Raw genomic sequence first — 23,723 nt, forward strand, 5'->3', positions numbered from 1 at the left:
CGGCGGCCCGGTTCAGGCGGTGGCGGTTTCTTCCGGCGCCTCGACCGGGGCCGAGGTCCGGATCAGGTGGTCGAACGCGCTCAGCGCGGCCTTCGAACCTTCGCCCATGGCGATGACGATCTGCTTGTACGGGACGGTGGTCGCGTCGCCCGCGGCGAACACGCCCGGCACCGAGGTGCGGCCATGCGCGTCGACCTCGATCTCGCCACGCGGAGACAGCGCGAGCGTGCCCTTCAGCCACTCGGTGTTGGGCAGCAGGCCAATCTGGACGAACACGCCTTCCAGTTCGATGCGGTGGCTGTCGCCGCCCACGCGGTCCTTGTAGACCAGGCCGGTGACCTTGCTGCCGTCACCCTGCACCTCGGTGGTCTGCGCGCTGGTGATGATGCGCACGTTCGGCAGGCTGCGCAGCTTGCGCTGCAGGACCTCGTCGGCGCGCAGCTTGTCGTCGAACTCGATCAGGGTCACGTGGTTGACGATGCCGGCGAGATCGATCGCCGCCTCGACGCCCGAGTTGCCGCCACCGATCACCGCCACCCGCTTGCCCTTGAACAGCGGACCGTCGCAATGCGGGCAGTACGCCACGCCCTTGTTGCGGTACTGGTCCTCGCCCGGGACATTCATCTGCCGCCAGCGGGCACCGGTGGAGAGAATCACGGTCTTCGCCTTCAGCGATGCACCATTGGCCAGTTGGATCTCGATCAGATCCTTGCCGGGCACCAGCTTCTCGGCGCGCTGCAGGTTCATCACGTCGACGCTGTAGTCCTTGACGTGCTGTTCCAGCGCGGCCGCCAGCTTGGGGCCCTCGGTGTAGGGCACCGAAATGAAGTTCTCGATCGCCATGGTGTCCAGCACCTGGCCGCCGAAGCGTTCGGCCGCCACGCCGGTGCGGATGCCCTTGCGCGCGGCGTAGATGGCCGCCGCCGCGCCGGCCGGGCCGCCACCGATCACCAGGACCTCATACGGTGCCTTGGCCTTGAGCTTCTCGGCCTCGCGCGAGGCGGCGCCGGTGTCGAGCTTGGCGACGATCTCTTCCACGCCCATCCGGCCGGCGCCGAACACCTGCCCGTTGAGGAAGATGGTCGGGACCGACATCACTTCGCGCGCCTCGACCTCCTGCTGGAACAGCGCGCCGTCGATGGCGACGTGGCGGATGTTCGGATTCAGCACGCTCATCAGGTTCAGCGCCTGCACCACGTCCGGGCAGTTTTGGCAGGACAGCGAGAAATAGGTTTCGAACACGTATTCGCCGTCCAGGCCGCGGATCTGTTCGATCACGTCCTGCCCGAGCTTGGACGGATGCCCGCCGACCTGCAGCAGCGCCAGCACCAGCGAGGTGAATTCGTGGCCCAGCGGCAGGCCGGCGAAGCGCAGGTGGATGTCCTGGCCCGGCGTGCCCAGCGCGAACGAGGGCTTGCGCTCGTTGTCATCGCGGGATTCGGTCACGCTGATCCGATCCGAGAGCGAAACCAGATCGGCCAGCAGCGCCTGCAGTTCCTTCGACGAATCGCTGTCGTCCAGCGACGCGGTGATCACGATCGGCCGGGTGACTTTTTCCAGGTAGGCCTTGAGCTGGGTCTTGAGGTTCGCGTCCAACATGCGGGGGCTCCTTGATGAAGGCGGAAGGAAGAACACGGGTGCGGTCGGGGAGACCGCAAGGGCGTTTGCAGTAGCGGCCTGGGCCGGAGGGAGGGAGCCAGGGGAGAGAGGACTGGCGCGGCGCAGGCCGCTGATGCAAACGTCCGTCTGCGGGGGAAAGCGCCCGGGCGTGCCGCCCGGGCGCCGTTACAACGGGTATTGCGTGGAAATCAGATCTTGCCGACCAGGTCCAGCGACGGGGCGATGGTCTTGGCGCCTTCCTTCCACTTGGCCGGGCAGACCTGGCCGGGGTTGTTGGCGACGAACTGCGCGGCCTTCAGCTTGCGCAGGGTCTCGGTGACGTCGCGGGCGATCGCGTTGTCGTGGATTTCCAGGGTCTTGATCACGCCTTCCGGGTTGATGATGAAGGTGCCGCGCAGGGCCAGGCCTTCTTCCTCGATGTGCACGCCGAACGCGCGGGTCAGCTGGTGGGTCGGATCGCCGACCAGCGGGAACTGGGCCTTGCCCACCGCCGGGGAGGTCTCGTGCCACACCTTGTGCGAGAAATGGGTATCCGTGGTGACGATATACACCTCGGCGCCAGCCTTCTGGAATTCGGCGTAGTTGTCGGCGGCGTCTTCCACTTCGGTCGGGCAATTGAAGGTGAAGGCGGCCGGCATGAAGATGAGCACGGACCACTTGCCCTTCAGGGTGGCGTCGGTGACTTCGACGAACTCGCCGGCGTGGAACGCGGTGGCCTTGAACGGCTGGACTTGGGTGTTGATCAGGGACATCAGGTTTCCTCTTGGTTCGGAGGGGACAGGGGTGAAGCAACGAAAGCAAGGTTAATAGGCGTAGCCTAATCAATCCAATGGATTGATAAGATTGTATCAATAGATTTTATCTATCGATTGCCGTGGTCAGCCTCCCGATCGATATGGGGACTCGATGATTCCCGGCCAAGGTCACGGGCGATCGGTACTTTCGGCAGGGGGGCGCCGGTATCGGCCGGTCGTAAGTTCGAAGGCTTTCCACTGTGGGGTTCCGAGATGACCGTATTGCGTCGCAGCGCGTTGGCGTGTGCCTTGTTGCTGGCGGCCTCGCTGCCCGGGCAGGCGGCCGAGTCCGCCGCGGTTCCGAAGGGACCGCTGCCCCGCACCGTGGTGCCGTCGCTGGTCAATCTCGAACTGAAGCTGGATCCGCGCCAGGAACGCTTCAGCGGCACCACCCGCATCGATGCCGAGGTCAAGGAAGCCACTTCCGTCCTGTGGATGCATGGACGCGATCTCGACATCCGCCAGGCCACCGCCCTCCTGGCCGACGGGCGCCGGGTCAAGCTGGCCGCCGAATCGGCCGACGTGTCCGGCGTGCTCAAGCTGACCGCTGCCGAATCGATTCCGGCCGGCAAGGCGGTGCTGGAAATCGTCTTCGAAGCGCCGTACGGGCAATTGCAGGGCGCCTATCGGGTCAAGCCGGACGGCCGCGACTACGTGGTCACCCAGATGGAGCCGCTCGGCGCGCGCAACACGTTCCCGGGTTTCGACGAACCCAGTTTCAAACAGCCCTGGGACATCACCCTGATCGTGCCCGAGCAGGACGTGGCGGTCGCCAACAGCCGCGAACTGAAAACCGAGTCGCTGGGAAATGGCTGGAAGAAGGTCACCTTCGCCCGCACCGAGGCGTTGCCCAGCTACCTGATCGCGTTCGCGGTCGGACCCTGGGACGTGCCGAAGGGGCCGGACATTCCGGCCACCGCCATCCGCAGCACCCCGATCGCGCTGCGCGGCGTCGCCGCGCACGGGCAGGGCGAGCGCATGCGTTACACGCTGGACAACACGCCGGTGATCGTCACCAAGCTGGAGGAATATTTCGGCACGCCGTATCCGTTCGACAAGCTCGACAACGTCGCCGCACCCGATTTCTGGGCTGGTGCGATGGAGAACGCGGGCTTGATCGTCTATCGCGACACCCTGATGTTCCCGGACGAGAAGTCCACTCCGCGCGAACGCCAGGCGTACTGGGGGGTCAGCGCGCACGAACTGGCGCACCAGTGGTTCGGTGACCTGGTGACGATGAAGTGGTGGGACGATCTCTGGCTCAACGAGGCCTTCGCCACCTGGATGGGCACCAAGATCACCGGCCAGTTGCAGCCGGGCTTCCATGCCGATCGCGGCCTGCTGGAGGGCGCGCTGGAGGCGATGGGCGAGGACAGCCTGGTCAGCACCCGCCGGGTGCACGAGCCGATCAACGATTTCACCGAGATCCAGTCCGCCTTCGACGGCATCACCTACCAGAAGGGCGGCGCGGTACTGTCGATGTTCGAGACCTATATCGGCGAGACGGCGTTCCGCGATGGCATCCGCAGCTACCTGAAGGCGCATGCGCGCGGCAACGCCACCAGCGGCGACCTGATTGCCGCGGTGGCGGCACAGAGCAAGGACCCGGCCGGTGTCGATCGCGCGTTCAAGAGCTTCATCGACCAGCCCGGCGTGCCTTACGTGAAGGTGGAAGTCGATTGCGACGGCAAGACGCCTTCGCTCAAGCTGCAGCAGCAGCGTTACCTGCCGCTGGGATCCGCCGCCAGCGCCAGCCAGACCTGGGGCATGCCGTTCTGCGTGCGCTACCGGGACGGCGATCAGGTGCGTTCCGAATGCAGCCTGGTCGAACAGGCCACCACGACCATGCCGCTGACCCAGGCCAAGAGCTGCCCGGCCTGGGTGATGCCGAACGCGCACGGCCACGGCTACTACCGGTTCGCGCTCGACGACAAGGCGGCCAAACAATTGGCGGGCGCATTCGCGCAACTGGACGAACGCGAGCAGCGCGTCTACGCGGATTCGCTGGAAGCGGCGTTCAAGGCCGGCAGCATCGACGCCGCCGGCTACCTGGCCGGCGTGCCGCAACTGGCCGCGGCCGAGGTGCGCCAGACCGCGACCGCGCCGATGGGACAACTGGCCTGGATGAAGGAGTACCTGGCCGCGGACGATGCGCAGAAGGCCGCCGTGGCCGCCTATGCGCGCAAGATCTACGGGCCGCGCCTGCAGGCGCTCGGCCTGGAGCGCAAGCCGGGTGAAAGCGACGACACCCGCATCCTGCGCCGCACGCTGATCGGCTTCCTGTACCGCACCGGCGAAAGCCCGGAACTGGGCGAGGAACTGGTGCGCCGCGGCCGCGCGATCATCGGCCAGGAAGCGGACGGCAGCGCCGGCACGGGCAAGCTGGATCCGGAAGCGGTTCCGCGCGACCTGCGGGCGGTCTCGCTGGCCGCGGTCGCACGGGCCGGGGATGCGGCGACCTTCGATTTGCTGGAGAAGCACCTGCGGGCGACCCAGGATGCGGCGATCCGCACGGAACTGCTGGAGGCGCTGGGCAACATGAGCGACGCGCCGCAGGCCGAGCGCGCCCGCGGCTTCATCCTGGAAAAGGGGCTGCTGCGCCGGAACGAGCTGGCGCCGCTGCTGATGCCGCAGATGGAAGTGGAAGCAGCGCGTCCGGCCCTGCGCCAATGGGTCGATACCCACTTCAAGACCCTGGAGGCGTCGCTGGCGCCGGCGGGCGCGCGGCTGGTTTCGGTCTATGGCGCGGGCATGTGCAGCAAGCAGGAAGCCGCGGATCTGCTGTCCCGATTCGGTGAACGCATGAAGACGGTCGAAGGCGGCCCGCGCGCGCTGAAGCAGGAAGCGGAGAACATCGGCCTGTGCGCCGACCTGCGCGACGCGCAGCGGGCGAAGGGCTTCGGCGGCGCTTTGCAGTAAGCTGCGCGCCCGCGCTGGGCGGGCCGCAGGTCGCGCGATGGGCAGTTCCGGACAACCCGATGTAAGCCAATGCCTGTCACGGGCGGTCGGCCGTCTTCCCGCCGGGGACGGCCGCCATGTCGCCGAGCACCTGCTCTCGCACGTGCTCGGACGGGATCGCGCCTGGCTGTTCGCGCACGCGCGGGATCCGCTGGGTGCGGAGGAGATGGCGCGCTTCGAGGCGTTGCTGGAACGTCGCATCGCCGGCGAACCGGTCGCTTACCTGACCGGAAGGCGCGGTTTCTGGACATTGGACCTGGCGGTCGGCCCGGACACCCTGATTCCGCGCCCGGAAACCGAACTGCTGGTGGAACTGGCGCTGGCCCGCCTGCCGTTGGAAGGCGCGCCGGACGTGGCCGATCTCGGCACCGGCAGTGGCGCGATCGCGCTGGCCGTTGCCAGCGAGCGCCCGCAGGCACGGATCGTCGCCACCGACGCCAGCGCGGGCGCGCTGGCGATGGCCGGACGCAACGCGCGCGAACACGGCATCGGCAATGTCCGCTTCCTCCAGGGGGACTGGTGGCTGCCGCTGGCAGGCGAGCGCTTCGATCTGGTGGCGAGCAATCCGCCCTACATCGCCGAGGCCGATCCCCATCTGGAGCAGGGCGACCTGCGCCACGAACCGATGACCGCGCTGGCATCGGGCATCGATGGCCTGGACGCGATTCGCATCATTGTCGCTGGCGCCCCGCGTCATCTGCGCGCGGGTGGCTGGTTGCTGCTGGAACACGGCTGGGACCAGGGCGCCGCGATCCGCGAGCTGTTGTTGCAAGCGGGTCTGGCCGCCGTTGCCACCGAGCGGGATCTGGAAGCGCGCGATCGCGTCACGCTAGGGCGCTGGCCGGGCTGAGCCGCCGGGCGCGGCAGCGGGAAAAGGCCGCGCCGGCTAGAATGGGCGCCTGTTTTCCGCGGGAATCGCCATGCGCACGCTCTATCCGGACATCGAACCCTACGACACCGGCACGCTGAAGGTCGACGATCGCCACACGCTGTATTACGAGCAGTGCGGCAATCCGGATGGCAAGCCGGTGGTCCTGCTGCATGGCGGTCCCGGCGGCGGCTGCAGCCCGAAGATGCGTCGTTTCCACGACCCGGGGAAGTACCGGATCATCCTGTTCGATCAACGCGGTTCCGGGCGCTCGACGCCGCACGCGGATCTGGTCGACAACACCACTTGGGATCTGGTCGCCGACATCGAGAAACTGCGTGAGCGCCTGGGCGTCGCGCGCTGGCAGGTATTCGGTGGCAGCTGGGGTTCGACCCTGGCGCTGGCCTACGCCGAAGCGAACCCTCAGCACGTCACCGAACTGGTCCTGCGCGGCATCTTCATGCTGCGTCGCTGGGAACTGGAGTGGTTCTACCAGGAAGGCGCCTCGCGCCTGTTCCCGGATGCCTGGGAGCACTACCTGGCGGCGATTCCGCCGGTCGAGCGCCACGACCTGATTTCGGCCTACCACCGTCGCCTGACCTCCGACGATCACGCGGTGCGGCTGGCGGCCGCGCGCGCGTGGAGCGTATGGGAAGGCGCGACCAGCTTCCTGCGGGTCGACGCGGATTTCGTCAGCGGCCACGAGGATGCCGAATTCGCGCTGGCCTTCGCCCGCATCGAGAACCATTACTTCGTCAACGGTGGTTTCTTCGAGGTCGAGGATCAACTGCTGCGCGACGCATCGCGCATCGCCGACATTCCCGGCGTCATCGTGCATGGCCGCTACGACGTGGTGTGCCCGGTGGCCAATGCGTGGGAACTGCACAAGGCGTGGCCGAAGGGCCGGCTGGAGATCACGCCGACCTCGGGCCATTCCGCCTTCGAGGAAGAGAACATCGACGCGCTGGTGCGGGCCACCGACGCGTTCGCCTGAATTCTGCCCCACGGGGCGTTTTGCCGGCGGGCCGCGGCCCGCCTCATGGAGATGAAATGTCGGAAGAAGAAATCGTGATCAAGGACAGCAATGGCACGGTGCTCGCCAATGGCGACTCGGTCACGCTGATCAAGGACCTGAAGGTGAAGGGCACCTCGGTGACGCTCAAGCGCGGCACCCTGGTCAAGAACATCCGCCTGACCGACGACGAGGAACTCATCGAGTGCAACGTCGACAAGGTCAAGGGACTGGTGCTGCGCACCGAGTTCCTCAAGAAGGCCTGATCCGGTCCGCCGTGGCGGATGGATCGAAGAAAGCCCGCGCCGGATGGCGCGGGCTTTTCGTTTCAGGCGGGCTCAGGTCCGGCCGCGTGCGGCGGCTTCCAGGTTCGGGGCCGCGTCCCGCGCCAGCCAGCGCTCACGCAGCACGTCGTAGGCCCAGTTGAAGCCCAGCGTGTAGGGCAGGAAGAACAGCAGCAGGCCGATATCGAGCACGAACGCCTGCACCAGCCCGATCGACAGCCACCAGGCGGCCAGCGGCACGGTCGCGACAATCAGACCCAGTTCGAACAGCAGCGCGTGGATGACGCGGACCTTGGGGGTCCGCTCGAAGCCCCAACGCTGCTGGGCGCGGTCGAAAGCCGCGGTGTAGGCCATGTTCCACAGCATCGCCAGGGTCGAAACCGCCAGGGTCAGCGCGCCGGTGTGCAGCAGCGACTTGCCCAGCAGCCAGGCCAGGGCCGGCGCGGACAGGGCAATGGCCAGGCCTTCGAAGGCCAGCGCGTGGAGGACGCGTTCCTTGAGGCTCTTTTCGGGGGCGGCGTGATTCGGGTTCATGGCAAGCTCCTGCAAAACAACAGGCGAGCATTCTCATCGGCTGATAGGATGGGTTGAAGTTGGAATCCATCGGGAAAGCCGATATATGAATCCCTCACCGGAATCCCTGCAGGCGTTTGCCCAGGCCGTCGCCCTGGGCTCGTTCAGCGCGGCCGCGCGCCGGCTGGGCAAGAGCCAGTCCACGGTCAGCGAAGCCATCGCCCGGCTGGAAATCGACCTGGGCGTCACCCTGTTCGACCGTTCCGGCCGGCAACCCCGGCTGACCGAGGCCGGGCAGGTGCTGGCGGGCCGGGTCGAGCAGGTGCTGGCCGCGTCCGATCGCCTGCAACGGGTGGCGGCGGAACTGGCGGGCGGGCGCGAGGCGCGGGTGACCCTGGGGCTGTCCGATGCCTACCAGTCGGCCGGTTACGAAGCACTGCTGGCGGAAATGGCCGAGCGTTACCCGGACCTGGAGTTCGAATGCCTGCTGGCCGAGCGCGAGGACCTGATCGTATTGGTGGATGAAGGCCGCGCCACCCTTGCCGTGCTGGCCGCCCGCGAGCACTACGCGCCGGAACTGGGCTGGGCGACGGTGGCCGAACGCGCCGAATTCGACCTGTTCGTCGCCCACGATCATCCGCTGGCGAAGTTGCCGCGGGTGCGGGTCGAGGATCTGGCGGGCTGGCGCCTGCTCGCATTGAGCACGGTGGGCCAGCCGGAGGCGCGGGACGATGCGCTGCCCGCGGGCGACGGCCGCTGGACCGCGCCGAACTACCTGCTGCTGCTGGAAATGGCGGTGCACGGCTTCGGCTGGGCCGAACTGCCGCGCTGGCTGGTCAACGGCTACGCCGGTGGCCGCCTGCGGGAACTGAAGGTGGCGGGCTGGCCGCGCAGCCAGGCGGTGGACATCATCTGGTCGCGGCGGCGGCCGCTGGGGCCCGCGGCCAGCTGGATGCTGGAACGCCTGCTGGCCGAACCGGCCTGAACGACCGCGGCTAGCCGCGCGGGGTGCCGTCCAGGTTGTGTTCGATCATCCACAGGCCGGCCCAGAGCTTGGCGTCCAGTTCGTAGCCCTCGCGCAACTTCGCGGTCAGCCATGCCGCCGCCTGCGCGCGCGGGATTTCGTGGACGGTGATGTCCTCGTCGCCATCGCCGCCGCCCGGGCCGACCTTGCGCAGGCCGGTGGCACGCACGAAGGCGACCTTCTCGCTGCTGCTGCCGGAAGACGTGGGACCGATCAACAGGACTTCCGCGTGCGCGGCGGTCCAGCCGGTCTCCTCTTCCAGTTCGCGGATGGCCGAGACCTCGATGGATTCGCCGGCATCGATGTCGCCGACCAGCCCGGCCGGCATCTCGATGGTGCTGGCCTGCAGCGGTACCCGGAACTGCTCGACGAACAACACCCGGTCGTCGGGCGTCACCGCGATGATGATCGCGGCCAGCCCGCCGCTGTGGGTGCGCTCGGAATACTCCCAGGTACCGCGCTCGACCATCCGCAGGTAGCGGCCTTCGTAGACGGTGCGGGGTGCGGCGGTCTTGCGGTGTCGGGAAGCGTCATCCATGCCGCGATGCTAACGGCTGGCGATGACGTTTTGTAGGCGCCGGAGGGCGCCGCGCCGCGATCAGGCGACCGAAAGGCCCGCCGCTTCCAGCAGGCGCCGCCGGGTCATCGGCCCGAATCGCAGCGCTTCGGCCAGGGCGTGCAACACATCGCCGTCGGCGGCGGCGCGGCCGAACCCGGCTTCCTGCGTGCCCAGCGGCGCGTCCAGCGCGATGGTGGTCAGCTCGCGCCACAGCAGCGCGTGTTCGCGCTGTTCGCGCAGGCGCGCGGCGATGCCGGCGGCGCCACGCAGGCGCAGGAACGGCACCTCGTCGATGCGCGCGAGCAATGTGTCCAGGCTGCCGAAATGGGCCAGCAGCACCGCGGCGCTCTTGGCGCCGATGCCGCTGACGCCGGGAATGTTGTCGACCGCGTCGCCGGTCAGCGCCAGGTAATCGGCGATCTGCCGCGCTTCCACGCCGTGGCGCGCCTTGACCCCGGCCATGCCCCAGCGCTGGCCGCGGGCGAAATCCCACTGCTCGTCGTGTTCCCACAGCAACTGCGACAGATCCTTGTCGGCCGAGACGATCACCCCGCGGAAACCGGTGGGGCGCGCGCCGTGCAGCGCGCTGCCGATCAGATCGTCGGCCTCGTATTCGGCATGCGCCAGCACGCTCAAACCGAGCGCGGCGCACAACGCCTTGCAATGGCCGAACTGCCGGCGCAGTTCCTCGGGCGCCGGATCGCGATTGGCCTTGTAGGCCGGATAGATGCGGTTGCGGAAACAACTGTCGAGCGCTTCGTCGAAGGCGATGGCGATGTGCCGCGGACGTTCCTTCTCCAACAGTTCCAGCAGGAAGCGGGCGAAGCCGTGGACCGCGTTGGTGGGCCAGCCGTCGGCGTCGTGGAACTCGTCCGGCATCGAATGCCAGGCGCGGAACACGTACAGGCTGGCATCGACCAGGTAGAGCGGACGCGCCGGCGCGAGGTCGGCGTCAGCGGCCATCGGGCTGCCAATGGCTGAGCAGGTCGGCCGGATCCGGCCGTTCCCGCTCGGGCGCCTCCATCCGCGGCGTGCCGATATGGATGAAGCCGACGATGCGTTCGTTCGCGCCCAGGCCCAGCAGTGTGGCGACGGCTTCGTCGTAGGCCATCCAGCCGGTCAGCCACTGCGCGCCGAATCCCAGCGCCTGCGCGGCCTGCAGCAGGGCGAAGCAGACGCTGCCCGCGGTCAGCAACTGCTCCTGCTCGGGCACCTTGTGGCCGGGCGTGATCCGGGCGATCACGGTGACGATGTCGGGCGCATGGGAGAAGCGCGCGCGATCCTTCTCCACCGCCGCGGCCGGTGCCTCCGGATCGCGCGCCAGGGTGCGCTCGGCCAGCGCATCGCCCAGGGCGAGCCGGGCCGGACCCGAGATGTGCAGGAACCGGTACGGCACCAGCTTGCCGTGATCCGGCACGCGCACCGCGGACTGCAGCATGCGGCGCAGGGTGGCCGGGTCGGGTCCGGGTTCACCGAGCTGGCGGGACGGTACCGAGCGGCGATCGTCGAGGAACTGGAGGGGGGAGGCGGCAGACATGCCGGCAAGTTTAACTTGTCATTCCCGTTGCACCGCGCCAAAGTGCCGATCTGGTCACGCCAGGTTCGCACTGGATTTCCTACGATGTGTGAGTCGCCTGACCTTAACGGGTCGTTTGCAACTTTCGCCTGCCAAGGCGGGGAACCTTGCGCATGACGAACAGCCCTCACGCCACTGCCAGCAGTGGACACGACCCGCGCCTGCTCGGCCAGGCGCGTGATGCCGTGCTGCCGCCGTTGGCGGATGCGTTCATCCAGGCGCTGGGCCGTTTCGACGACGCGCTGTTCGATCGCGCCGAGCGCGCCGGTCCCTCGCAGATGGCCTTCCTCGACGCGATGCGCGAACTGCGCCGCCGGCGCGAGGAAATCATCGGGCGTTTCCGCAATGCCCTGCTCGAAGCCTGGCGTTCGCTGGAAGCCGGCCAACCGCTGTCCGCGGAGGAGATCCTGATACGCGGCGACAGTTCCGGACTGAGCCTGGTCACCGAGCAGGAACTGGAATCGCGCCTGGCCGCGCGCAATCTGGCGGCGGTGCTGGCGCGTGACTGCAAGCCGGTGCTGAGCCGGCTGGAGCGTCGGCTGTCGGTGCTCGCCAGCGTCAAGCTGGACGGCGAACACAATCCCATCGGCGCCGAGCACATCGGCGCGGCCATCCACACCGCTTTCGGCACCAGCGATCTGGCGCTGGAGGTCCGGCTGGTGGTGGTCAAGCTGTGCGAACGCGAACTGGTGCCGCTGGTGGCCCGCATCTACGAGGCGCTCGACCAGCGCCTGGTCCGGGTTGGGGTGGCGCCGGACCTGCCGGCGGGCCCGAAACCGGCCCCGACGCCGGTCCCGCGTCCGGAAACCTTCGACAGCGAGCCGCTGATCCAGGACGAGGAGATGCATGCGCCCGCCTGGGCCGCGCGTTTCGTCAACCGGATGGCCGGTTTCCGCGAAATGCACGGCGGCTCGGGCGGCCGTGCCGAAACCGAAGAGGGCAGCTACGGGCAGGCGCCCGGCACCCAGACCGTGCTGCTGGAAGCGTTGCACCACCTGCTGCAGGAGTCCCGCAGCCAGCGTGGTCCGGAGTCGGCGCGCGGCGCGCTCGGCACCCGCGATCTGTCGCAGCGGGAAATGCTGTCGGTCCTGTCGCTGCTGCAGTCCACCCCGAGCGCGACCCTGCGGGCCGCGATTGGCGACACCGGCGAATCGCTGGCGCAGCGGCTGAAGAACGAAGTACTCAGCAGCGCCACCCAACTGGGCGTGGATCCGTCCACCGCCCGGCTGGCGCCGGTCGACGAGGACGCCATCGATTTGGTCGGCATGCTGTTCGACGTCATGCTGGACGAGCGTGATCTGGAAGGGCGTCCGCGCGAACTGATCGGCCGGCTGGTGGTGCCGTTCGTGAAGGTGGCGCTGCTGGACCGGCGCATGTTCGTGCAGAAGACCCATCCCGCCCGCCGCCTGCTCAATGCGCTGGCCGAGGCCTGCGAAGGCAACAACGGCGAGAGCGCGGCCGAGCGCACCCTGCTGACCAAGGTCGAGGAAGTGGTGGATCGGCTGGTGGCCGAGTTCAACGAGAACCTGGCCATCTTCCTGACCCTGGAAGAAGAATTCCGCGCGTTCCTGGACCAGCACCGCCGCCGCATCGAGATCGCCGAGCGCCGGGCCGCCGAGATCCAGCGTGGCCAGGAGCGCCTGGAAACCGCGCGCACGCGCATGAACGCCGAGCTGTCGGCCCGCGTCGATGGCCGCGAGTTGCCGGGCGCGATCGAGGAGTTCCTGCGCCAGCCGTGGGCCCACCACGTCACCATGACGCTGCTGCGCGAAGGCGAGGACAGCAACGCATTGCGCGACGCGCTGACGCTGGCCGACGGCATCCTCGAGGAACTGACCGAGGCCCAGCGCCAGATCATCGGCAAGCCCTGGCTGCAGGCCTGGCGTCCCGGACTGGTGCAGGTGTTCGCCAGTGTCGGCATGAATGCCGATGCCGCCCACGGCGCCGTGGACGCGCTGCACGACACCCTGCAGGCGATCGCCGCATCGCGCCCGGACCTGCAGAAATCGCTGCCGGAGCTGCCGCAGGTCATCCTGCCCAAGCCGGCGGAGGACGAGAACACGCCGATCCAGATCGTCGGCGGGATCGACACGCTCGAATTCGATCATACCGACGCCGATCACTTCCGCCTGCTGGCCATCGGCACGTGGCTGGATTTCATCGACAAGGACAACAAGGTGCAGCCGGGCAAGCTTTCGTGGGTGAGTCCGATTTCCTCGCGCCTGCTGTTCGTCAATCGCCGTGGCGTGCGCTTCTGCGTGGCCTCGCCGGAAGAACTGGCGGCAATGGTGCGCCTGGGCCGGCTGCGCCGGCACATCGAGGAAGATGCGTTCGACAGCGCCATGCAGGGCGTGATCGATCGGCTGGAGCCGGCCGCCCGCCCCGGCGGCACGCCCTGATCCCGCGCCGCCCGGCCGCGCGCCGCATTTGCTAGCATCGGCTCCGACACAAACGGCACCGGAGTACGCATGGCGGTCGAGGTTCTGGTCCTGAAGGAAACCGCAGCGGGTGAACGGCGCGTGGCCGCCACCCCGGAAACGGTCAAGAAAATGGTCGCCGCGGGCGCCCAGGTGCGGTTCGACCCCGGTGCCGGACGCTCGGCCGGTTTCCTCGACGAGGCCTACGCCGGCGCGGGTGCGCGTCCGGCCGATGGCGATACCCTGGCCAATGCCGACGTGGTGCTGTGCGTGCAGCCGCCCGCACCGGACACGCTGGCCCGGTTGAAGACCGGCGCGGCGCTGATCGGCATGCTGCATCCGCAGGCCGATGCCGCGCGTGCCGAAGCCATCCAGGCGCGCGGCCTGCTGGCCTTCCCGCTGGAGCGCCTGCCGCGCACCACCCGTGCGCAGGCCATGGATGTGCTCAGTTCGCAGGCGGGCATGGCCGGCTACAAGGCCGTGCTCATCGCCGCCCAGCTCGCCCCGCGCTTCTTTCCGATGCTGACCACCGCGGCCGGCACCATCCGCCCGTCGAAGGTGCTGATCGTCGGCGCCGGCGTGGCGGGCCTGCAGGGCGTCGCCACCGCCAAGCGCCTGGGCGCGCAGGTGGAGGGCTTCGATGTGCGCCCGGAGACCCGCGAGCAGATCGAATCGCTGGGCGGCCGCTTCCTGGACCTGGGCGTGAGCGCGGCCGGCGAGGGTGGTTACGCGCGCCAGCTGACCGACGACGAGCGCCGCGAACAGCAGCGCCGGCTGGCGGAACATCTCAAGGGCGTGGATGTCATCGTCTGCACCGCCGCGGTGCCGGGGAGGCCGGCGCCGAAGATCATCACCACCGCGATGGTCGAGGGGATGAAGCCGGGCAGCGTGATCGTGGATCTGGCCGCGGAGACCGGCGGCAACTGCGAGGCCACCCGGCCCGGCGAAACGATCGAGCACCAGGGCGTCACCGTCGCCGGACCGCTCAATCTCGCCAGCATGGGCGCGGTGCACGCCAGCGAGATGTACGCGCGCAACGTGCTGAACTTCGTCTCGCTGTTCCTCAAGGACGGGGCGATCAGCTTCGATTGGCAGGACGAACTGCTGGCGAAGACCCGCTGGCCCGAACCGGCGGCCTGAGGCCGCCGGCGAGGCGTCGCCGCCGGTTCAGGGGCGCGCGGTCTCGTCCTTGGGACGATGTTGTTCCAGCCAGGCGCGGCGCTGCTCCGGGGTCATCTTCTTCCAGTCCTCGCGCAGCTTCTCGCGCTGCTCCGGCGGCATCTCGCGCATGCGCAGGAACAGGGCCCGCGCGCGATCGCGCTGCTCGGGATTCATGTGTTCGAAACGACGCATGCCGCGGCGTGCCTGCGTGCGCTGTTCGGGGGTCATCTGCTGCCAGCGGCGTCCGTGCTCCATCATCCGCGAGCGGCCCTGGGGATCGGCGTTCCAGCGATCCCGCAGCGGCGCGATCAGGGTTTCACGCTGCTGCGGCGTCAGCTTCTCCCATTCCGGCAGTGGCGCGGGCGCCGGGACCGCCTGCTGCGCCAGCGCCTGGCCGGTCCACAGCAACGACAGGCCCAGCAGCGACAACAGGGAACAACGCAGGGTTCGGGTCTTCATCGGTTCACTCCATCGCCAGCGGCGGCGCCTCGGAGGAGGCCAGCCACAGGTACAGATCGGGATTTTCGTCGAGCAGGGTGTTGGCGGGAAGCGCCGCGTCCGGCGTGGCCGCGGTGATCGCCGGTTCCGGGGATTCCGGCGCCGGCGCGGGGGACGACGGCAGCCATTGCAGGCCGATCATCACCGCCAGCACCGCGCTGAACGCGGTGGCGGTCAGCCACGGCCAGGCGCGCCGCTGCGACGCCGGCGCCGAGTGGCGGGCCGCGCGCAGGCGTGCCAGGGTTCGCGGGGACACCTGCGCGAGCGCCGCGGCATGCGCCTGGCGCGCGCGGGCGTCGAAATCATGTTCGTGGGCGGGGTTCATCGGAATTCCTCCAGTTGCTTCTGCAGCGCATCCCGCGCGCGCGACAGATGGGTCTTCACCGAGCCTTCCGAACAGCCCATCGCGCGGGCGGTGTCGGCGACATCGAGTTCTTCCAGCACGCGCAGGGTGAAGGCTTCGCGCTGGCGGGCGGGCAGGCCGCGCAGGGCCTGCACCAGCCGTGCATAGGCCTCGCGCTGTTCGTGCGACTGCGACGGTCCGTGCGCGGCGTCGGCCCAGTCCAGCGAAGCCTCGCCTTCGCCCTCTGCCTCCGGCCGCAGCCAGCGCAGGCGGAAGCGCTGCCGGCGCTGCACGTCGACGATCTTCCGCCGCAGGATGCTCCAGAACAGCGGTGTCCACTCGGCGGCGGGCCGCTCGCGGTAGCCGAGCATCTTCATCATCGCGTCCTGCACCGCGTCCAGCGCGTCGTCGCGGCTGCGCAATCCGGCCTCGGCGAAACGGAACGCGCGGGTGCCCAGTCCGGCCAGGAACTGATCAAGCGACATTGCCGGCGACGCCGCCACTGGCGGCGTCGCGACATCGGTTTCTTGTCCGGGGCCGGTACTCACCAGCACAGCTTAGCTCCGGCGGTCCCAGCGGCGCTCGATCCGGTCGCCGCGGCGGTCCAGGCGCGCCTCGATGCGATCGCCCCGACGGTCCAACTGGCGGTCGATGCGCTCGCCGCGCGCGTCCAGGCGGGCGGCGGCGCGCGAGTGGCCGTGCGCGGCGGCCCGATCTGCGCGGCGATCGAAGTGCCGCTCGATGCGATCGCCGCGGACATCGAGGCGATGTTCGATGCGCTCGCCACGCACATCGAGGCGGTGGTTGGCCCGATCGCCGGGATCGGCGGCGAAGGCCGGGGTGGCGTTGGCGGACAGCAGTACGGCCAGGCACAGCGGGATGCGGTGGTTCATGGCGGTTGCCTCGTGGCGGGTGGCGGGAACGGCGATGCTTGCGACAGGGGAAACGCCCCGCCGGCGCGCGCGTTGACAGGCGCGCGGCGGGGTTCCGCCGGGTTCAGGTGCGGTTATGATGCGGAAACGCCGCGGCGCGACCCGTCGGCGCAACGACAATCTGGGAGTGCGTGGATGAACGACGGTTTCGTGGCCTTGTACATCTTCATGCTGGCGGCCATCGCCGGGCATGTGATCATTTCCCGGGTGCCGGTCATCCTGCATACGCCGCTGATGTCCGGCTCCAACTTCATCCACGGCATCGTGCTGATCGGCGCGATGGTGGTGCTGGGGCACGCGGACACCACCCTGGAGAAGGTCATCGGCTTCATCGCCGTGCTGCTGGGCGCGGGCAACGCCGCCGGCGGCTACGTGGTGACCGAGCGCATGCTGGAGATGTTCAAGTCCAGCAAGCCGCAGCCGGGCAAGGAGGGCAAGTGATGAGCTGGACCCTGCCCGAACTGCTGTCCTTCCTGGTCAAGGCCAGCTATCTGGTCGCCGCGACCCTGTTCCTGCTCGGCCTGCAACGCATGGCTTCGCCGCTGACCGCGCGCAGCGGCATCCGCTGGGCCGGGTTGGGCATGTTGATCGCCACGGTGGCGACGTTCTTCCTGCCGGACCTGCACAACATCCCGCTGATCATCGCGGCGGTGGCGATCGGCAGCGCGGTGGCCTGGGTATCCGGCAAGCAGGTGCCGATTACCGACATGCCGCAGATGGTCGCGCTCTACAACGGCATGGGCGGCGGTTCGGCGGCGGCGATCGGCGCGGTTGAACTGCTGCGCTTCTCCTTCCTGGTCCATCGCGACACCACGCACTGGAGCGAGTCGGCGATCGCCGCGCTGGCCGCGCGTCAGCCGGATGCGACGACCCTCGCGCTGGCGGTGATCGGTTCGGCGATCGGCGCGGTGTCGCTGTCCGGTTCGGTCATCGCCTGGGCCAAGCTCGACGGACGGCTGGACAAGCGGGTGGTGTTCCCCGGCCAGCAGGCGTTCAACCTGCTGGTGTTCATCGCGATGCTGGCGCTCGGTGGCTGGGCGGCCTATACCTTGTCGGTCCCGTACATCATCGCGTTCTTCGTGGTGGCGCTGGCGCTGGGCGTGCTGATGACCCTGCCGATCGGCGGCGCCGACATGCCGGTGGTGATCTCGCTGTACAACGCCTTCACCGGCCTGGCCGTCGCGTTCGAGGGTTACGTGCTGGGCAACGAGGCGCTGATCATCGCCGGCATGATGGTCGGCGCGGCGGGCATCCTGCTGACCCGGCTGATGGCAAAGGCGATGAACCGGCCGATCCGCAATGTGCTGTTCTCCAATTTCGGCGGTGGCGGGCAGGCGCAGGAGATCTCCGGTTCGCAGAAGCCGATCGAGGCCGGCGACGTTGCCGCGATGATGGCCTTCGCCGAGCGCGTGGTGATCGTGCCCGGCTACGGCATGGCGGTGGCGCAGGCGCAGCACAAGATCTGGGAACTGGCGCAGAAGCTGATCGATCGCGGGGTGAAGGTGAAGTTCGCCATCCATCCGGTCGCCGGCCGCATGCCCGGGCACATGAACGTGCTGCTGGCCGAAGCCGGCGTGCCCTACGATCTGATCGCGGACATGGACGACATCAACCCGGAGTTCGCCAACACCGACGTGTCGCTGGTGATTGGCGCCAATGACGTGGTCAACCCGGTGGCGAAGACCGACCCCGCCAGCCCCATCTACGGCATGCCGATCCTCGACGTGGTCAACAGCAGGAACACCATCGTCATCAAGCGCGGCAAGGGCACCGGTTTCGCCGGCATCGAGAATGCGCTGTTCTACGCCGACAACACCCGCATGCTGTACGGCGACGGCGCGGAGATGGCCAGCGCGCTGGTCAGCGAGCTGAAGGCACTGGACGGCGGCGGCCACTGAGCCGCCGCTCCCTCACGCGGACTTCAGCGCGGGGCGCGCCGCGTGATCCCGGCCGGGCCTTGCGCTACTTCGCCAGCCAGGCCGCCAACAGCGGAGACACCAGCAGGCACGCCCAATCCAGCGTGCCGTTGGCGAGCTGGGCCAGGGTCCAGGCATGGGAGAGCCCCAGCCGCAGCGCCGATTCCCAGGGCAGCAGGCCGAGCACGAAGCCGAGCTGGCTGGCGATGATGAACCAGTTCGCCAGCACCGCCATGGCCACCGTCGCCAGCGCGGCCACCAGTGCGCGGCGGCCACCCGGGCGCACGCCGGCAAAGCGCAGGAGCACGGCCGCGTCCAGCGCCGCCAGCAGCGCCATCCAGCCGGACTGTCGTCCCAGGTAGAGCGCCAGCAGCACCCAGATCAGGCTGAAGCACAGGCCACCGAGCAGCAGGATGATCGGGGCCAGCCAGCGGGAGGATGGCGTGGAAGGGACGGCGGGCGGCATGAAGGCTCCGGCAGGGGGCCGCCAAGGATAAGGCCTGCCGGCCCCGCCCGGGCTGCCGCGATACAATGTCGGCCTTGCGCGCCCCCCACGCGCCCCCATGTGAACGGCATGTATTCCCGCAGCAGCGAACCCGTCCAATTCGAGCGTGACTGTCCCGCGGTGCTGGTACCGCAGGGCGAGAGCGTGACCCTGCCGGCAGGCACCTACGGCTACATCACCCAGGCGCTGGGTGGCAGCTACACGGTCTTTGTGGAAGGCAACCTGTTCCGCATCGCCGGCAAGGATGCCGATGCGATCGGCAAGGAGCCGACCGAGCCGCTCAGCCTGCCGGACAACGCCAGCGACGACGAAGTCGAGCAGATGGTGTGGCAACAGCTGCGCACCTGCTTCGATCCGGAAATCCCGTTCAACATCGTCGATCTGGGCCTGGTCTACGAGGCCCGGCTCAACCATCGCGACGATGGCCAGCGCGAGGTCGAGGTGAAGATGACCCTGACCGCGCCCGGCTGCGGCATGGGCGAGATCCTGGTCGACGACGTACGCAGCAAGCTGGAGATGATTCCCACCATCGCCGAGGCGGACGTGGAACTGGTGTTCGACCCGCCGTGGGGCCGCCACATGATGTCGGAAGCCGCCAAGCTGGAAACCGGCATGCTCTGAGCGCCTGCGCGCTTTTCCCTTTTTTCGCAGTGGAATACAGGAAGCAAGTGATGAACGTCGCCAACGCCGCCCCCCTGGTCTACCGGGTCGAACGCTCCGCCCAGGCCCGCAGCACCGCCGAGCGCGAGAAGATCCTCGCCGCGCCGGGTTTCGGCCTGCATTTCACCGACCACATGGTCGCCATCGAGTGGGACAAGGCGCAGGGCTGGCATGACGCGCAGGTGCGTCCCTACGGTCCGCTGGCGCTGGATCCGGCCGCGTCCGTGCTGCACTACGGCCAGGAAATCTTCGAGGGCATCAAGGCCTATCGCCACGCCGACGGCTCGATCTGGACCTTCCGCCCCGACGCCAACGGCGCGCGCCTGCAACGTTCCGCCCGCCGCCTGGCGATGCCGGAACTGCCGGTGGCCGAGTTCACCGAATCGTTGCGCCAGCTGATCGCCGTGGACGCCGACTGGGTGCCGGGCGCGCCGGAGACCAGCCTGTACTTCCGTCCCTTCATGATCGGCACCGAAGCCTTCCTCGGCGTGCGCGCCGCGCAGAAGGCCGGCTACTACGTCATCGCCAGCCCGGCCGGCGCGTACTTCGCCAAGGGCGTGGCGCCGGTGTCGATCTGGCTGTCCACCGATTACGCGCGCGCCGCCAAGGGCGGCACCGGCGCGGCCAAGTGCGGCGGCAACTACGCCGCCTCGCTGCTGCCGCAGCAGGAAGCGCAGGCGCAGGGCTGTTCGCAGGTGCTGTTCCTGGATCCGGTCGAGGGCAAATACCTGGAAGAACTGGGCGGCATGAACGTGTTCCTGGTCTACAAGGACGGCACGATCGTGACCCCGGAGCTGTCCGGCAGCATCCTGGAAGGCGTGACCCGCTCCAGCATCCTGCAGCTGGCGCGCGATCGCGGCCACAAGGTCGAGGAGCGCAAGGTGTCCATCGACGAATGGAAGCAGGGCGTGGCCTCGGGCGAGATCGCCGAAGTGTTCGCCTGCGGCACCGCCGCGGTGATCACCCCGATCGGCGAGCTGAAGGGCCGCGATTTCTCGGTCGGCGACGCGAGCGCGCCGGCCGGTGAAGTGACCATGGCCATCCGCAAGGAACTGACCGACATCCAGTACGGCAAGATTCCGGATCGCCACGGCTGGCTGGTCAAGCTGCGCGACTGAGGCGCGACGCCAGCGACATGACGAAAAGGCCGGGCATCGCCCGGCCTTTTTTCGTTTGCTGGAATCGCCATGGCGGTCAGGTCGCGAACTTCTTCGCGCCCGCCACGCAGGCGACCACGCCCAGGGTCACCGCGAGCATCGTCCAGCTCACCGTTTCGCCGAGCAGCAACGCGGCCAGGGCGAGCCCGAAGAACGGCTGCAGCAGTTGCAGCTGCCCGACCGCGGCGATGCCGCCCTGCACCAGCCCGCGATACCAGAACACGAAGCCGATCAGCATGCTGAAGAGCGAAACGTAGGCCAGCCCGATCCAGGCTGGCGTACCCACCGGGGCAAAGGAGTCCGGTCGCGACGCGAACGTGATGGGCAGAACCACCGGCAGCGACAACACCAGCGCCCAGCAGATCACCTGCCAGCCGCCGAGCCGGCGGGACAGCCGCGCGCCCTCGGCATAGCCCAGGCCGCAGACGAGAATCGCGGCCACCATCAGCAGATCGCCGGCCCAGGAGGCTTCCGCATCGTGCATGAGCGCATAGCCGGCCACGCACAGACTGCCCAGCACCGAGAACAGCCAGAACACCAGTCGCGGACGCTCGCCGCCGCGGATCACCCCGAAGATCGCGGTGCTCAGCGGCAACAGGCCGACGAACACGATCGTGTGCGCCGAAGACACGTGTTGCAGGGCGAGCGCGCTCAGCAGCGGATAGCCGACCACCACGCCCAGCACCACCACCGCCAGCGAGGGCAGGTCGGTCCGATCCGGGCGCGGCTGGCGGAACGCCCGCAGCAGAAGCAGCGCGAGCAGGCCAGCGATCGCGGCGCGGGCGGCGGTCAGGAACACCGGATCCAGATCCAGCACCGCCACCCGGGTGGCCGGCAGCGAGCCGGCGAAGATCACCACGCCGATGAAACCGTTGATCCAGCCGCTGCTCGCCTTGTCCATTGCCTGACTCTCGGGGAATGCGGCCAGTGGACCATGCCGGCGCCGTCATCCCCAGATACAATCCAGTACAGTTGCAAGTAACTGTTATGCCTTGTTGGGCCGTACGGTTGAGAGGAGGGAGCGCGATGGGCCGGCAGGCGGGCAGTACCCGCATCGATCAGGTGATGGCGGCCATTCGGGCGCGGATCGCCGCGCGCGCCTATGGGCCTGGCACGCGGTTGCCTTCGGTGCGCGCGCAGGCGAAGGCGATGCAGGTCTCGGTGTCCACCGTGGTGGAAGCCTACGAGCGCTTGGCCGCCGAGGGCGTCATCGGTTCGCGGCCGGGTTCGGGCTTTTATGTCGCCGGACCCGTCGCGCCGCTGGCGCTGGCGCGGATGGGGCCGCGGCTCGACCGGGAAGTGGATCCGATGTGGATTTCGCGTCAGTCGCTGGAAACCGACGCGGCGATGCTCAAGCCTGGCTGCGGCTGGCTGCCGGCGGCGTGGATGTACGAATCGGGCATGCGCCGCGCGCTGCGCGCGGTGGCGCGGGCCGACACGGTGTCGCTGGCCGACTACGCCACGCCGCTCGGTGCGCCGGCACTGCGGCAACTGCTGGCGCGGCGACTGGCGGGCAACGGGGTGGAGGCGTCACCGGATCAGATCATGCTGACCGATTCGGGCACCCATGCCATCGATCTGATTGCGCGCTTCCTGCTCGAACCCGGCGACACCGTGCTGGTCGACGATCCCTGCTACTTCAATTTCCACGCGTTGCTGAAGGCGCACCGGGTCAAGGTCGTCGGCGTGCCATACACGCCCGCCGGGCCGGATCTGGAAGCATTCGCCACCGCCCTGCAGGCGCAGGCGCCCCGGCTCTACATCACCAATTCGGGACTGCACAACCCGACCGGCGCGGTGCTGTCGCCGGTGGTCGCGCACCGATTGCTGAAACTGGCGGAGATGTCGAACCTGGTGATCGTCGAGGACGACATCTTCGCCGATTTCGAAACCGCTCCGGCGCCGCGGCTGGCCGCGTTCGACGGCCTGTCGCGGGTGATCCAGATCGGCAGCTTCTCCAAGACCCTTTCGGCGTCGCTGCGCTGCGGCTTCATCGCCGCGCGCCCGGACTGGCTCGACGCGCTGGCCGACCTCAAGCTCGCCACCGGTTTCGGCGGCAGCCGGCTGGCCGCCGATGTCCTGCTGGCGGCGCTGACCGACAGCGGCTATCGCCGGCACATGGAGGGCGTGCGGTTGCGCCTGGCCGATGCGCGCGGGCGGATCATCGCGAAGCTGGGTGAAGTCGGCATCACGCCGTGGCTGACGCCGCAGGCCGGCATGTTCCTGTGGTGCCGGCTGCCGGCCGGCGTCGATGCGGCGCAACTGGCCCGCGACTGCCTGAAGGACGGCATGGTGCTGGCGCCCGGCAATGCCTTCAGCCAGTCGCCGGAGGCGGGGCGCTTCATGCGCTTCAACGCCGCGCAGTCGCTGGACCCGCGGATCCATGCCGCGCTGAAGCGCGCGCTGGCAGGCTAGCGGTGCGTTGCCACGCGGCCCGGATCAGGCCGCTTCGAAACGGTTGGCGGCGACGTTCTTGCGGACTTTGGCCGGATCCCAGATGCGGCCGTTCATGGCGATGTAGACGCCCGGCGGCAGCGACTGCACCGCGCCGACCGCGCAGCCGATGTTGAACTCCGCGTCCGAGCCGCGGAAGCGGGCCGGATTGAGCGCGCCGGTCATCACGATGGTCTTGTCCGGAATGGACTTGAGCACATGGCCGGTCTGCACCATCGAGTCGGTGCCGTGGGTGATCAGCACGTGGCGGGCCGGCTGCGCGGCGACGGTGGCGCGGATCAGTTCGCGGTCCTCGTCGGTGATGTGCAGCGAGTCCTTGCGGATGATCGGGATGACGGTGAAGCGGAACGCCACCCCGAGTTCCTTCAGGATCTGGCCGATCTGTGGATCGCCGATCTGGTAATCGGACTTGTCGTCGAAATAGATCTTGTCGATCGTGCCGCCGGTGGTGACGATCAGAAGTTCTTCCATC

At 68.6% G+C, this 23,723-nt stretch carries 24 protein-coding genes and 1 pseudogene; 12 read left to right on the top strand and 13 right to left on the bottom strand.

From position 1 onward, the window contains the following. Positions 1-12: 12 nt before the first annotated feature. Together ahpF and ahpC are read right to left on the bottom strand one after the other, a co-directional pair. Positions 13-1,599 carry an alkyl hydroperoxide reductase subunit F gene (gene ahpF / locus IQ458_RS11430; RefSeq protein WP_203322889.1) on the bottom strand — a complete coding sequence of 529 codons (1,587 nt, stop codon included), beginning with the start codon at positions 1,597-1,599 and terminating at the stop codon, positions 13-15. 209 nt (positions 1,600-1,808) lie between these two features. Beyond that, positions 1,809-2,372, bottom strand: coding sequence for an alkyl hydroperoxide reductase subunit C (gene ahpC / locus IQ458_RS11435; RefSeq protein ID WP_141455826.1), 564 nt, complete (start codon positions 2,370-2,372; stop codon positions 1,809-1,811). 255 nt (positions 2,373-2,627) lie between these two features. Between ahpC and IQ458_RS11440 the strand changes: the two genes are divergently transcribed. From IQ458_RS11440 to IQ458_RS11455, 4 genes and pseudogenes are all read left to right on the top strand, one after another. Then, positions 2,628-5,333: a M1 family metallopeptidase gene (locus IQ458_RS11440; RefSeq protein WP_203322890.1), complete on the top strand. Its 2,706-nt coding sequence runs from the start codon at positions 2,628-2,630 to the stop codon at positions 5,331-5,333. Between the two features lie 37 nt (positions 5,334-5,370). Then, on the top strand, positions 5,371-6,222 hold the full coding sequence (gene prmC / locus IQ458_RS11445) for a peptide chain release factor N(5)-glutamine methyltransferase (RefSeq protein ID WP_203322891.1): 852 nt from the start codon (positions 5,371-5,373) through the stop codon (positions 6,220-6,222). A gap of 70 nt (positions 6,223-6,292) precedes the next feature. Next, entirely contained in the window at positions 6,293-7,234 is a 942-nt protein-coding gene (gene pip, locus IQ458_RS11450) for a prolyl aminopeptidase (protein ID WP_183638773.1), read from the top strand. Between the two features lie 74 nt (positions 7,235-7,308). Next, positions 7,309-7,518: pseudogene (locus IQ458_RS11455) on the top strand (alkylphosphonate utilization protein); the annotation flags it as partial. Positions 7,519-7,590: 72 nt separating this feature from the next. Here the strand turns inward: IQ458_RS11455 and IQ458_RS11460 are convergent. Then, a complete protein-coding gene (locus tag IQ458_RS11460; protein WP_183638769.1) occupies positions 7,591-8,070 on the bottom strand; it encodes a multidrug/biocide efflux PACE transporter in 480 nt (159 codons plus the stop codon). An 85-nt stretch (positions 8,071-8,155) separates the two neighbouring features. Between IQ458_RS11460 and IQ458_RS11465 the strand changes: the two genes are divergently transcribed. Continuing rightward, positions 8,156-9,034 (top strand): LysR family transcriptional regulator, encoded by an 879-nt coding sequence (locus IQ458_RS11465; RefSeq protein ID WP_203322893.1) that lies wholly within the window; start codon positions 8,156-8,158, stop codon positions 9,032-9,034. Between the two features lie 10 nt (positions 9,035-9,044). On the opposite strand, the gene IQ458_RS11470 is transcribed toward IQ458_RS11465, so the two are convergent. The 3 genes from IQ458_RS11470 to IQ458_RS11480 are packed head-to-tail and all read right to left on the bottom strand — an operon-like array spanning position 9,045 to position 11,169. Then, complete coding sequence (locus tag IQ458_RS11470; RefSeq protein ID WP_192197894.1) at positions 9,045-9,611, bottom strand: NUDIX hydrolase; 567 nt, start codon at positions 9,609-9,611, stop codon at positions 9,045-9,047. A gap of 60 nt (positions 9,612-9,671) precedes the next feature. After that, entirely contained in the window at positions 9,672-10,595 is a 924-nt protein-coding gene (locus tag IQ458_RS11475) for a 5'-3' exonuclease (RefSeq protein WP_183638762.1), read from the bottom strand. Continuing rightward, positions 10,585-11,169: a nitroreductase family protein gene (locus IQ458_RS11480; protein ID WP_183638760.1), complete on the bottom strand. Its 585-nt coding sequence runs from the start codon at positions 11,167-11,169 to the stop codon at positions 10,585-10,587. The genes IQ458_RS11475 and IQ458_RS11480 overlap by 11 nt, the downstream gene beginning before the upstream one ends. A 152-nt stretch (positions 11,170-11,321) precedes the next feature. On the opposite strand from IQ458_RS11480, the gene IQ458_RS11485 reads away from it, so the two are divergent. Both IQ458_RS11485 and IQ458_RS11490 read left to right on the top strand, forming a co-directional pair. Further along, entirely contained in the window at positions 11,322-13,607 is a 2,286-nt protein-coding gene (locus IQ458_RS11485; RefSeq protein ID WP_183638758.1) for a DUF1631 domain-containing protein, read from the top strand. 69 nt (positions 13,608-13,676) lie between these two features. After that, positions 13,677-14,765, top strand: a complete 1,089-nt coding sequence (locus IQ458_RS11490; protein WP_192197892.1) for an NAD(P) transhydrogenase subunit alpha — start codon at positions 13,677-13,679, stop codon at positions 14,763-14,765. 27 nt (positions 14,766-14,792) lie between these two features. On the opposite strand, the gene IQ458_RS11495 is transcribed toward IQ458_RS11490, so the two are convergent. The 4 genes from IQ458_RS11495 to IQ458_RS11510 all read right to left on the bottom strand — a co-directional run bounded on the left by IQ458_RS11495 (position 14,793) and on the right by IQ458_RS11510 (position 16,520). Next, positions 14,793-15,245 carry a DUF3106 domain-containing protein gene (locus IQ458_RS11495; protein ID WP_183638754.1) on the bottom strand — a complete coding sequence of 151 codons (453 nt, stop codon included), beginning with the start codon at positions 15,243-15,245 and terminating at the stop codon, positions 14,793-14,795. A 4-nt stretch (positions 15,246-15,249) separates the two neighbouring features. Continuing rightward, a complete protein-coding gene (locus IQ458_RS11500; RefSeq protein WP_183638752.1) occupies positions 15,250-15,609 on the bottom strand; it encodes a hypothetical protein in 360 nt (119 codons plus the stop codon). After that, complete coding sequence (locus tag IQ458_RS11505; RefSeq protein WP_183638750.1) at positions 15,606-16,112, bottom strand: RNA polymerase sigma factor; 507 nt, start codon at positions 16,110-16,112, stop codon at positions 15,606-15,608. The genes IQ458_RS11500 and IQ458_RS11505 overlap by 4 nt, the downstream gene beginning before the upstream one ends. A 72-nt stretch (positions 16,113-16,184) precedes the next feature. Beyond that, positions 16,185-16,520: a hypothetical protein gene (locus tag IQ458_RS11510; RefSeq protein WP_203322894.1), complete on the bottom strand. Its 336-nt coding sequence runs from the start codon at positions 16,518-16,520 to the stop codon at positions 16,185-16,187. A 174-nt stretch (positions 16,521-16,694) separates the two neighbouring features. Here IQ458_RS11510 and IQ458_RS11515 point away from each other — a divergent pair, with 174 nt between their 5' ends. Both IQ458_RS11515 and IQ458_RS11520 read left to right on the top strand, forming a co-directional pair. Next, positions 16,695-17,000, top strand: a complete 306-nt coding sequence (locus IQ458_RS11515) for an NAD(P) transhydrogenase subunit alpha part 2 (RefSeq protein ID WP_141455841.1) — start codon at positions 16,695-16,697, stop codon at positions 16,998-17,000. Next, positions 17,000-18,457, top strand: coding sequence for an NAD(P)(+) transhydrogenase (Re/Si-specific) subunit beta (locus IQ458_RS11520; protein WP_183638746.1), 1,458 nt, complete (start codon positions 17,000-17,002; stop codon positions 18,455-18,457). Before IQ458_RS11515 ends, IQ458_RS11520 begins: the two co-directional genes overlap by 1 nt. 64 nt (positions 18,458-18,521) lie before the next feature. Here IQ458_RS11520 and IQ458_RS11525 read toward each other — a convergent pair whose 3' ends face one another. Next, on the bottom strand, positions 18,522-18,941 hold the full coding sequence (locus IQ458_RS11525) for a hypothetical protein (RefSeq protein ID WP_183638744.1): 420 nt from the start codon (positions 18,939-18,941) through the stop codon (positions 18,522-18,524). A 108-nt stretch (positions 18,942-19,049) separates the two neighbouring features. On the opposite strand from IQ458_RS11525, the gene sufT reads away from it, so the two are divergent. Both sufT and IQ458_RS11535 read left to right on the top strand, forming a co-directional pair. After that, positions 19,050-19,601 (top strand): putative Fe-S cluster assembly protein SufT, encoded by a 552-nt coding sequence (gene sufT, locus IQ458_RS11530; RefSeq protein WP_141455844.1) that lies wholly within the window; start codon positions 19,050-19,052, stop codon positions 19,599-19,601. Positions 19,602-19,651: 50 nt separating this feature from the next. Beyond that, a complete protein-coding gene (locus IQ458_RS11535; RefSeq protein ID WP_141455845.1) occupies positions 19,652-20,758 on the top strand; it encodes a branched-chain amino acid aminotransferase in 1,107 nt (368 codons plus the stop codon). A gap of 76 nt (positions 20,759-20,834) precedes the next feature. Here the strand turns inward: IQ458_RS11535 and IQ458_RS11540 are convergent, their stop codons facing one another. Further along, positions 20,835-21,698: a DMT family transporter gene (locus IQ458_RS11540; RefSeq protein WP_203322895.1), complete on the bottom strand. Its 864-nt coding sequence runs from the start codon at positions 21,696-21,698 to the stop codon at positions 20,835-20,837. Between the two features lie 125 nt (positions 21,699-21,823). Between IQ458_RS11540 and IQ458_RS11545 the strand changes: the two genes are divergently transcribed. Beyond that, on the top strand, positions 21,824-23,212 hold the full coding sequence (locus IQ458_RS11545) for an aminotransferase-like domain-containing protein (RefSeq protein WP_235996785.1): 1,389 nt from the start codon (positions 21,824-21,826) through the stop codon (positions 23,210-23,212). Between the two features lie 24 nt (positions 23,213-23,236). On the opposite strand, the gene IQ458_RS11550 is transcribed toward IQ458_RS11545, so the two are convergent. Then, positions 23,237-23,722: an asparaginase domain-containing protein gene (locus IQ458_RS11550; RefSeq protein ID WP_183638736.1), complete on the bottom strand. Its 486-nt coding sequence runs from the start codon at positions 23,720-23,722 to the stop codon at positions 23,237-23,239. Position 23,723 lies beyond the last annotated feature (1 nt).

This window comes from Pseudoxanthomonas beigongshangi (assembly GCF_016820515.1).
Classification (GTDB): Bacteria; Pseudomonadota; Gammaproteobacteria; order Xanthomonadales; family Xanthomonadaceae; genus Pseudoxanthomonas_A; species Pseudoxanthomonas_A beigongshangi.

What these genes read in the sequence shown, in the direction of transcription:
- ahpF (WP_203322889.1), bottom strand. Translation starts at nt 1,599, where the DNA reads ATGTTGGACGCGAACCTCAAGACCCAGCTCAAGGCCTACCTGGAAAAA.
- ahpC (WP_141455826.1), bottom strand. Translation starts at nt 2,372, where the DNA reads ATGTCCCTGATCAACACCCAAGTCCAGCCGTTCAAGGCCACCGCGTTC.
- IQ458_RS11440 (WP_203322890.1), top strand. Translation starts at nt 2,628, where the DNA reads ATGACCGTATTGCGTCGCAGCGCGTTGGCGTGTGCCTTGTTGCTGGCG.
- prmC (WP_203322891.1), top strand. Translation starts at nt 5,371, where the DNA reads ATGGGCAGTTCCGGACAACCCGATGTAAGCCAATGCCTGTCACGGGCG.
- pip (WP_183638773.1), top strand. Translation starts at nt 6,293, where the DNA reads ATGCGCACGCTCTATCCGGACATCGAACCCTACGACACCGGCACGCTG.
- IQ458_RS11460 (WP_183638769.1), bottom strand. Translation starts at nt 8,070, where the DNA reads ATGAACCCGAATCACGCCGCCCCCGAAAAGAGCCTCAAGGAACGCGTC.
- IQ458_RS11465 (WP_203322893.1), top strand. Translation starts at nt 8,156, where the DNA reads ATGAATCCCTCACCGGAATCCCTGCAGGCGTTTGCCCAGGCCGTCGCC.
- IQ458_RS11470 (WP_192197894.1), bottom strand. Translation starts at nt 9,611, where the DNA reads ATGGATGACGCTTCCCGACACCGCAAGACCGCCGCACCCCGCACCGTC.
- IQ458_RS11475 (WP_183638762.1), bottom strand. Translation starts at nt 10,595, where the DNA reads ATGGCCGCTGACGCCGACCTCGCGCCGGCGCGTCCGCTCTACCTGGTC.
- IQ458_RS11480 (WP_183638760.1), bottom strand. Translation starts at nt 11,169, where the DNA reads ATGTCTGCCGCCTCCCCCCTCCAGTTCCTCGACGATCGCCGCTCGGTA.
- IQ458_RS11485 (WP_183638758.1), top strand. Translation starts at nt 11,322, where the DNA reads ATGACGAACAGCCCTCACGCCACTGCCAGCAGTGGACACGACCCGCGC.
- IQ458_RS11490 (WP_192197892.1), top strand. Translation starts at nt 13,677, where the DNA reads ATGGCGGTCGAGGTTCTGGTCCTGAAGGAAACCGCAGCGGGTGAACGG.
- IQ458_RS11495 (WP_183638754.1), bottom strand. Translation starts at nt 15,245, where the DNA reads ATGAAGACCCGAACCCTGCGTTGTTCCCTGTTGTCGCTGCTGGGCCTG.
- IQ458_RS11500 (WP_183638752.1), bottom strand. Translation starts at nt 15,609, where the DNA reads ATGAACCCCGCCCACGAACATGATTTCGACGCCCGCGCGCGCCAGGCG.
- IQ458_RS11505 (WP_183638750.1), bottom strand. Translation starts at nt 16,112, where the DNA reads ATGTCGCTTGATCAGTTCCTGGCCGGACTGGGCACCCGCGCGTTCCGT.
- IQ458_RS11510 (WP_203322894.1), bottom strand. Translation starts at nt 16,520, where the DNA reads ATGAACCACCGCATCCCGCTGTGCCTGGCCGTACTGCTGTCCGCCAAC.
- IQ458_RS11515 (WP_141455841.1), top strand. Translation starts at nt 16,695, where the DNA reads ATGAACGACGGTTTCGTGGCCTTGTACATCTTCATGCTGGCGGCCATC.
- IQ458_RS11520 (WP_183638746.1), top strand. Translation starts at nt 17,000, where the DNA reads ATGAGCTGGACCCTGCCCGAACTGCTGTCCTTCCTGGTCAAGGCCAGC.
- IQ458_RS11525 (WP_183638744.1), bottom strand. Translation starts at nt 18,941, where the DNA reads ATGCCGCCCGCCGTCCCTTCCACGCCATCCTCCCGCTGGCTGGCCCCG.
- sufT (WP_141455844.1), top strand. Translation starts at nt 19,050, where the DNA reads ATGTATTCCCGCAGCAGCGAACCCGTCCAATTCGAGCGTGACTGTCCC.
- IQ458_RS11535 (WP_141455845.1), top strand. Translation starts at nt 19,652, where the DNA reads ATGAACGTCGCCAACGCCGCCCCCCTGGTCTACCGGGTCGAACGCTCC.
- IQ458_RS11540 (WP_203322895.1), bottom strand. Translation starts at nt 21,698, where the DNA reads ATGGACAAGGCGAGCAGCGGCTGGATCAACGGTTTCATCGGCGTGGTG.
- IQ458_RS11545 (WP_235996785.1), top strand. Translation starts at nt 21,824, where the DNA reads ATGGGCCGGCAGGCGGGCAGTACCCGCATCGATCAGGTGATGGCGGCC.
- IQ458_RS11550 (WP_183638736.1), bottom strand. Translation starts at nt 23,722, where the DNA reads ATGGAAGAACTTCTGATCGTCACCACCGGCGGCACGATCGACAAGATC.